Source organism: Petrocella sp. FN5 (assembly GCF_029210395.1).
Lineage (GTDB): Bacteria > Bacillota > Clostridia > Lachnospirales > Vallitaleaceae > Petrocella.
The window spans coordinates 1-7,116 of sequence record NZ_JARGDP010000101.1; the positions used below are offsets into that span (position 1 = coordinate 1).

Annotated in this window: 7 protein-coding genes and 1 pseudogene; 6 read left to right on the top strand and 2 right to left on the bottom strand. The window is 38.3% G+C overall.

From position 1 onward, the window contains the following. Positions 1-66: 66 nt before the first annotated feature. The gene (locus tag P0N36_RS14070; RefSeq protein WP_275843494.1) at positions 67-516 is read left to right on the top strand and encodes a hypothetical protein; all 450 of its coding nucleotides are present in this window, start codon (positions 67-69) and stop codon (positions 514-516) included. A 191-nt stretch (positions 517-707) separates the two neighbouring features. On the opposite strand, the gene P0N36_RS14075 is transcribed toward P0N36_RS14070, so the two are convergent. Together P0N36_RS14075 and P0N36_RS14080 are read right to left on the bottom strand one after the other, a co-directional pair. Next, positions 708-965, bottom strand: coding sequence for a Txe/YoeB family addiction module toxin (locus P0N36_RS14075; RefSeq protein WP_275843495.1), 258 nt, complete (start codon positions 963-965; stop codon positions 708-710). Beyond that, positions 958-1,212 (bottom strand): type II toxin-antitoxin system Phd/YefM family antitoxin, encoded by a 255-nt coding sequence (locus tag P0N36_RS14080; RefSeq protein ID WP_275843496.1) that lies wholly within the window; start codon positions 1,210-1,212, stop codon positions 958-960. Before P0N36_RS14080 ends, P0N36_RS14075 begins: the two co-directional genes overlap by 8 nt. Positions 1,213-2,061: 849 nt before the next feature. Between P0N36_RS14080 and P0N36_RS15760 the strand changes: the two are divergent. The 5 genes and pseudogenes from P0N36_RS15760 to P0N36_RS14110 form a co-directional block, all read left to right on the top strand. Then, positions 2,062-2,739: pseudogene (locus tag P0N36_RS15760) on the top strand (reverse transcriptase N-terminal domain-containing protein); the annotation flags it as partial. A gap of 111 nt (positions 2,740-2,850) precedes the next feature. After that, the gene (locus P0N36_RS14095; protein ID WP_275843497.1) at positions 2,851-4,077 is read left to right on the top strand and encodes a site-specific integrase; all 1,227 of its coding nucleotides are present in this window, start codon (positions 2,851-2,853) and stop codon (positions 4,075-4,077) included. A 1-nt stretch (position 4,078) separates the two neighbouring features. After that, positions 4,079-5,065: a tyrosine-type recombinase/integrase gene (locus P0N36_RS14100; RefSeq protein ID WP_275843498.1), complete on the top strand. Its 987-nt coding sequence runs from the start codon at positions 4,079-4,081 to the stop codon at positions 5,063-5,065. Beyond that, a complete protein-coding gene (locus P0N36_RS14105; protein WP_275843499.1) occupies positions 5,043-6,059 on the top strand; it encodes a tyrosine-type recombinase/integrase in 1,017 nt (338 codons plus the stop codon). The genes P0N36_RS14100 and P0N36_RS14105 overlap by 23 nt, the downstream gene beginning before the upstream one ends. Before the next feature lie 98 nt (positions 6,060-6,157). Next, complete coding sequence (locus tag P0N36_RS14110; protein ID WP_330684039.1) at positions 6,158-6,889, top strand: group II intron maturase-specific domain-containing protein; 732 nt, start codon at positions 6,158-6,160, stop codon at positions 6,887-6,889. The last annotated feature ends 227 nt before the right edge of the window (positions 6,890-7,116 follow it).

Consider the following 7,116-nt stretch of genomic DNA (forward strand, 5'->3'; position numbering starts at 1 on the left):
GGTGAAATTATTATCCTGTGTACTATCAATTCACATTTTAATTTGACATAGTTAGGAGTATTTAGAATGCGTAAGGAATTAACTTTTGTATTTTCAGTGTGTATATCCATATTAACGATTCTGTATCTAATTTATAGAATATCTACGACGCTCGAAAAAGCGTTTTATGACACACTTAATTTTAGCACAATAAATTTTATTAAAATTGGGGTACCGCTATTAGGGTTTATAGCAATTGCTATGATTATAGGTGTATTCGCTTTTAATGCAAAGTATATTTCAGTGTGGGGGAATCTAATAAGTGTAGTATTTTCAATGTACTTGATTCTAATGTATCCAATATTGATTATTTTTCGAAGTTACCGTCCATTATATCCAAGTTGGATGATTTTTAATGAATTATATTTACCAACACTTGTTGGCGGCATGTTTTTTGCAATTATAGTCGTGAGCTCCTTGAGAAGCAAAGTTATAATACTTGAATTAGGAGATGAAAATAAAATTTCCAATCAATAGTATATGATACGTTGACGGAGAATAACTTCACCTAACATAGTATTGACAACACTCAATCTGCTAACCGAGTCGGGGTCGCATTAGCCGTTCACAGGCTCACAGGCATGAGCTCGCCCTGTAAGCAGATTGGCGTCGTCAACACACGCCCGTTATGTGGAATAATCATTCTGGGTAATAGAAAAGACCACCCTTTAGTAGTGGTCCTTGCATGAGGTAATGACAAGCTTTTCGTCATCGATTTTATAGATTATTCTATGTTCATCATTGATCCGGCGACTCCAGTAACTACTTAGATCATGTTTCAACGGTTCGGGTTTACCAATACCATGTGAGAAGCCATCTCGCTCAATACTTTTGATGAGTTTATTAATTCGTTTTACCATTTGTTTGTCAGTTTGTTGCCAGTATAGATAGTCATTCCAAGCGTTGTCGGTGAATATTTTAATCATCTATTAGCTCTCTTTCCGAGTATTTGCCTTGCTCGTATTGATCAATACCATCTTTGATTTTCTGGTATCTTTCTGGATTGCTAAAGATGCGGAAGTTTTCCATCATATTGTTGTATTCGGCTTCTGACATCATTACTATGTTTTCGCCACGTGAACGAGTTACGATAATAGCTTCGACGTCTTCTACTACTTTGTCACATATTTCTTTGAAGTGGCTACGTACTTGGGAACTTGTAATAGCGATCATATAATCACCTCCTAGCTATATTGTACCATATGTTGTACAAATGTCAATCGCACAATTTATAGTGTATTGGGAGCTGACGAATGATTACTGCACATAACAGCGAGTTGACGATATGGGTTTTGAATAAGGAGGGATGCTACACATCGTCAACTCACAGAACGTTAGAGGAAAGTGCGACCAGCACTTTAAATATATAAGTGGTAAGCTACATTCTGGGCTGTCCAGGTCTTCGGACTGTCGGACTTGCCCATCCACTTGGGTTAATCCTACCTATGGGTGCGTTGCTGGTAACGGCGGGGTGCTAAGCCATAGGGACAACATGGAACATCTGCCAGCCTAAGAGCGGATGAACTGTCAGGGTAAATGTATTGTTATGGTTAAATTAATTGAATCACCGTAAGCTTCGTCAAACGTGAGTAGCGAAATAAGGCTGAAACGCTGTAACCAAAAGGTGTGAGACGGATTCAGTGACTTTTCGTATCACTGGATAAGTGGACTTTGTCTCCGGAGTAAAGGTGGAACCTAAGACAATGCGAAATGGCCAGAATGTAGAACTGGGTAAGCCCAATGTATTCCCAATGTATTCCTGTAAGGGTAGGCAATCCGTAAGGAATGTACAACATGCAGTGGGTAGAGGAGACAGGAAAAAGCGAAGGCCATCCGGTAACAGGATGGATAGGAGTTCAAGATTTGCTCCGACCTGAAAAGGTGCAGACTTTCTGTAGGTTATCAAAGCGATGAAGGGACTGAAACTTTATGAGTACAGAAAAGCCAAAAAGCGAAAAGCGGGCGTCTGTAGACTATGCCACCAAGTGGCGGAACATCAACTGAACTGTAGTTGAATCAAAAGTTAATAGACTTCAGTCACGGATAGCAAAAGCAGCAGGAGACGAAAGGTTTAATCTAGTGAAAATCTTACAATACTTGCTGACGAAATCGTACTATGCAAAACTACTGGCAGTAAAGAAAGTCATCAGCAACAAGGGAAACAAGACAGCAGGTGTCGATGGCGAAGTGTGGAACAGTGACGTTAAGAGATACAAGGGTGCATTAAATCTAGAAGGAAAGGGATATAAAGCAAGTCCGCTTAGAAGAACCTATATCAAGAAGTCGAATGGGAAACTTCGGCCTTTGGGAATACCGACTATGCATGATCGGTCAATGCAGGCACTTTATGCAATGGCATTGGATCCTGTAGCAGAAAGTATCTTATCAACGAGGGCCTTCGGGTTCAGGAAGTACAGAAGTTGCCAAGATGCCCAAAGTTACATCCATAGATGCCTTTGCAAGAAAGGCAGCGCAGACTGGATTTTGGAAGGCGATATCAAGGGTTGTTTTGACCACATATCCCATCAGTGGATACTGGACAATGTCCCGATGAACAAACGGATTCTTAGACAGTTTCTAAAAGCTGGATTTGTGCATAGGAAGAACCTTTTCTCGACAGAGAAGGGAACGCCTCAAGGTGGCTTATGCCGAGCTCGGCATAAGCCACCTTATGTAGAGATAAACGTTATGCCGAGTTAAGTCGTGTTTTCCTTGATAATTAAGGCTTTATAAATATTTATCTCGGCATAATACACCCATGCTCCTGATTTTGATATGCTGTAATCATTAAAAGAAAAGGAGGCATGCCTTATGAAACTTGAAATGATTACAGAAAACTTAATCAAACTTTTACACGAAAACCATTACAATCGTGAAACTATCCGTTTTTATGAAAGAGAATGGAATAAAATCCATTCATTCCTTTTAGATGAATACGGAGATACTGTGTTTGAAATGGAACGAGGTTTGAAGTATCTTGAGCAAGAGTACAGCATTGTTACCAGGTATAACGACGGAACATTATCACAGCAACGAGTTCAACTGTTAAGAGTTGTGCATATGTTAGAAGATTATCGTCTTCATCAAGTATTAACAAGAAGATGTTACGCAGCGAAGAACCCAATCACACTTAATGATACTTATTCCACCGTATTTAAGGCCTATGATAATCATTTATTTATCAGTGGTTTATCTGTAAGTACACTAAAACACTACCGTCGTATATCTACTGAATTTTTAGACTATATCACCCAGCTGAAACTTGATACTCTTTCTTTAATAAATATGGATACATGTAACTCATACATTAAAACACTCGCTGGATATAGCTTTAAAACAGTTGAGCAAAAAGTATGTGGATTAAGGCATCTTCTGAGATTTTTGTATTCTTCAAACAGGATTTCTGCTGATTACGCAATAAATATCCATATGCCCAATGTTTCCAAAAGTGCTAAACTTCCTTCTTCGTGGGATGAAGATGAACTTAAGTCTATGTTGGCAGTTATAGATAGAAACAATCCTATTGGCAAACGAGATTATGCAATGATTCTTCTTGCGTGTATTCTTGGGTTAAGGATTAGTGACATTAAAAACCTACGTTTTTCAAACTTTATCTGGGAAGATAAAAAGTTATCTATTATACAACACAAAACACATAAACCACTTACTTTACCTGTTCCTGATTCAGTTGGTTGGGCTGTTATAGATTACATCCAGAATGGACGTCCCAACTATTATGAAACAGATTTTATCTTTCTAAAACATATGCCACCGTTTGATACGATTGGCGACAGTAACCATATGAGCCAAATCATTCAAAGGTACATGAGAAAGGCAGGCATTGACCAAAGACATAAGAAACACTCTGGGTTTCATTCGCTGCGACATTCTGCAGGCTCGATGCTTCTTGAACTAGAAACACCATTACCAGTGATTACAAATATACTTGGACATTCCGATTCAAACGTAACTGCCATATACTTAAAAACAGATCTCCGAAAGTTAAAGCAGTGCATCCTTTCTCCGGAGGATTTCTGATATGAATAATCCAGTTTATAGTAGTGTTTTTAAACAAGAATTTTATGATCTTATAGAACTGAAAAGAGCTCTCGGGTTTGCCTATGTTGCAGAATCAAATGCTTTCCGACGAATGGACGCCTTTTTTATTAGTAATAACCTTAACAATAAATGTGTTACTAAGGAACTATCTGACTTATGGTGTTGTAAAAGAAGTCATGAATCCATTGCTAACCAAGGCCATCGCATCAGTACAATGCGAGTATTCTGCAAATATTTAAATACTGTTGGACTACCTGCATACGTTCCGCCCAAGGGACTTACAAGAAAAGGTCCAGGATATAATGCACATATCTATACGGATGATGAGTTAAAATGCTTCTTTTCTGTCGTGGATAATAGCATATCCGTCCCAAGTGAATGTCCTTATAGAGGCGATGTCATGCCTATCTTTTTTCGTATTCTATATACGAGTGGCATGCGTGTATCGGAGTTACGATTAGCAAAACTAAAGGATGTAAATCTTACTGAAGGATATATAACTGTTCATGAAGCTAAAAATCATAAAGAACGCATTATTCCTATTCATCCTGCATTAGTAGATAAATGTAAGCAATTAAAAGCAAAGATACATGCTACATCACCAGAAGAAGAATACTTTTTTATGATACGACCGGGTCAACCAATGCAACTGTATAATGTTTATCATAACTTTAGGCGGTACTTAGATAAAGCAAATATTTCCCATACCGGTCGCGGGCCACGTGTTCATGATTTTCGTCATACTTATTGTGTGAACTTGCTTCGCAAATGGACCGATGAAGGTAAAGAACTTATAGCATATCTTCCATACATGAAGACGATGCTTGGTCATGAAGGTTTTGAAGAAACTGCCTATTACTTAAAACTCACTGCTGAGCGCTTTCCGTACATCAAGGACCAGTTAAAACAGTCTTTTCCAGATCTGATACAGGAGGCGATTATCGATGAAGAACATGATTTCTACTGATTTCGCTGACCTGATTACTGGATTTTTGACAGAGTATTTACCCTTACAAAGATGTTATGCTAAAAATACAATCCTCAGTTATAGAGACACACTAAAGCTATTCCTAAAGTTTTTATACGAGGTAAAGGGAATCTCTCCAAACGCATTCTATGTTAAAGACTTTAAGCGTGAGTTAATTATTGAATTCCTCGAATGGTATCGCCAAAATGGAGCTAGCATTTCAGCAGCTAATCAAAGATTAGCTGCCATAAAATCTTTTTCAGAGTATGCACAGTTTGAGAACATCGAAAGCATTGCCTTGTTACAAAATATATCTGGAATCAAAGCCAAAAAAGCACTACCTAAGGAAGTTTCGTTTATGTCAACAGCACAGGTGTCAAAACTTATTAACAAACCTGATATCAACAACAATACTGGTTTCAGACATCGTTTAATCCTTACCTTATTGTATGATAGCGGTTGCCGAGTGCAGGAGCTTTGTGACATTACATTAGCAGATGTAGCTATTAATGCGACATCAACTGTACGACTTCATGGAAAGGGTAATAAATATCGTACTATTGTTATCGCAGATGAAACAGGTAACCTGATTCAAAACTATATTCAACGATATATTCCTAATCCTATTGGCACATATCCGCTAATAACTAACAGATATCATCAAAAGATTGACCGAGACGGTGTCGCATACATTATAAAAAAGTATGCAAGAATAATTCGTAACGAAGATCCAAGTTTTCCAGAATACATTCACTGCCATACTTTCCGGCATTCCAAAGCAATGCATATGCTGGAGGCAGGAATAAACATCATCTACATAAGAGATTTCCTTGGTCACGAGGATATTTCAACAACAATGGTGTATGTTCGAGCTGATAATCGGTTGAAAAATGAAGCTATCAATAAGTTGTCTCCTAAACTTACTGGAGATTCGAATCTTCCTGATTGGAACAAGGACAAAGATTTAGTACGGTTTTTGAATTCTCTAAAATAAGATTGTATTATGCCGAGTTTAGAAAACAGCATTGCTATAACAACAGTGTTTACAAGCTGTAGCTCGGCATAATATCTATCTCTACATAAGGTGGCATCATATCACCAATACTGGCAAACCTGACCCTGAACGGACTGGCAGAAATGCTGGAAAGGAAATACAGTGTCTCACCTAATGGAAGTATCTCAAGACACAACAATAAACACCGAATACATGCAGTAGTGTATGCCGATGATTTCATCATAACAGCTAATAACGAAGAAATACTACATCAAGTGAAGCATGACATCGAAGAATTTCTTCTTGTAAGAGGATTGGAACTTTCAGAATCTAAAACGTTGATTACTCATATACAAGATGGTTTTGACTTCTTGGGATGGAATGTCAGGAAGTTTAAAACTAAGCTAATCATAGCACCTTCAAAGAAATCAGTAAAGAGAGTTTGTGACAAGATTAGGGAAACCGTGAGAAAGAACCTGATGCAAAAGCAGGAAGTGCTGATTAAACGGCTTAATGCCATCATCAGAGGTTGGTGTAACTACCACAGGTCGACCTGTGCAAAGGAATCTTTTCAGACCATAGACATGTATGTATTCCGATGCCTTTGGCATTGGGCAAAACGCAGACATGCCAACAAGAACAATCTATGGCGAAAGAACAGATACTTTGTCAGAGAAGGTTCTAGGGACTGGATATTCAGAACCGAATCGGTGAAACTGCTATTCGCAAGCGATACTAGAATCAAGAGACATCAGCTGATTAGATTTGAAGCGAACCCCTATCGAAGGGAATATGAGGAGTATTACAGTAAACGACGCGTTGCTTGCTGACCTGTGACAAGGTTAGTTACAGATAGCTTGAGCCGTATGAGGTGAAAGTCTCACGTACGGTTCTTAGGGGAGAAAGGGAGAGCAATCTCCCTGACTTACCCGACTAATTCGTTAGTTAATAGAATCGATATCAATAATCCGCTATTGGGAGGAGAAATCATGTTTAGTAAGTTTAAGATTTCAGCAAATAGGGTTATACCAATTATTGTAATAGCAATTATTATTTA

Coding starts and splice junctions, on each gene's coding strand:
- P0N36_RS14100 (WP_275843498.1), top strand. CDS start 4,079: ATGAATAATCCAGTTTATAGTAGTGTTTTTAAACAAGAATTTTATGAT.
- P0N36_RS14070 (WP_275843494.1), top strand. CDS start 67: ATGCGTAAGGAATTAACTTTTGTATTTTCAGTGTGTATATCCATATTA.
- P0N36_RS14075 (WP_275843495.1), bottom strand. CDS start 965: ATGATTAAAATATTCACCGACAACGCTTGGAATGACTATCTATACTGG.
- P0N36_RS14080 (WP_275843496.1), bottom strand. CDS start 1,212: ATGATCGCTATTACAAGTTCCCAAGTACGTAGCCACTTCAAAGAAATA.
- P0N36_RS14105 (WP_275843499.1), top strand. CDS start 5,043: ATGAAGAACATGATTTCTACTGATTTCGCTGACCTGATTACTGGATTT.
- P0N36_RS14095 (WP_275843497.1), top strand. CDS start 2,851: ATGAAACTTGAAATGATTACAGAAAACTTAATCAAACTTTTACACGAA.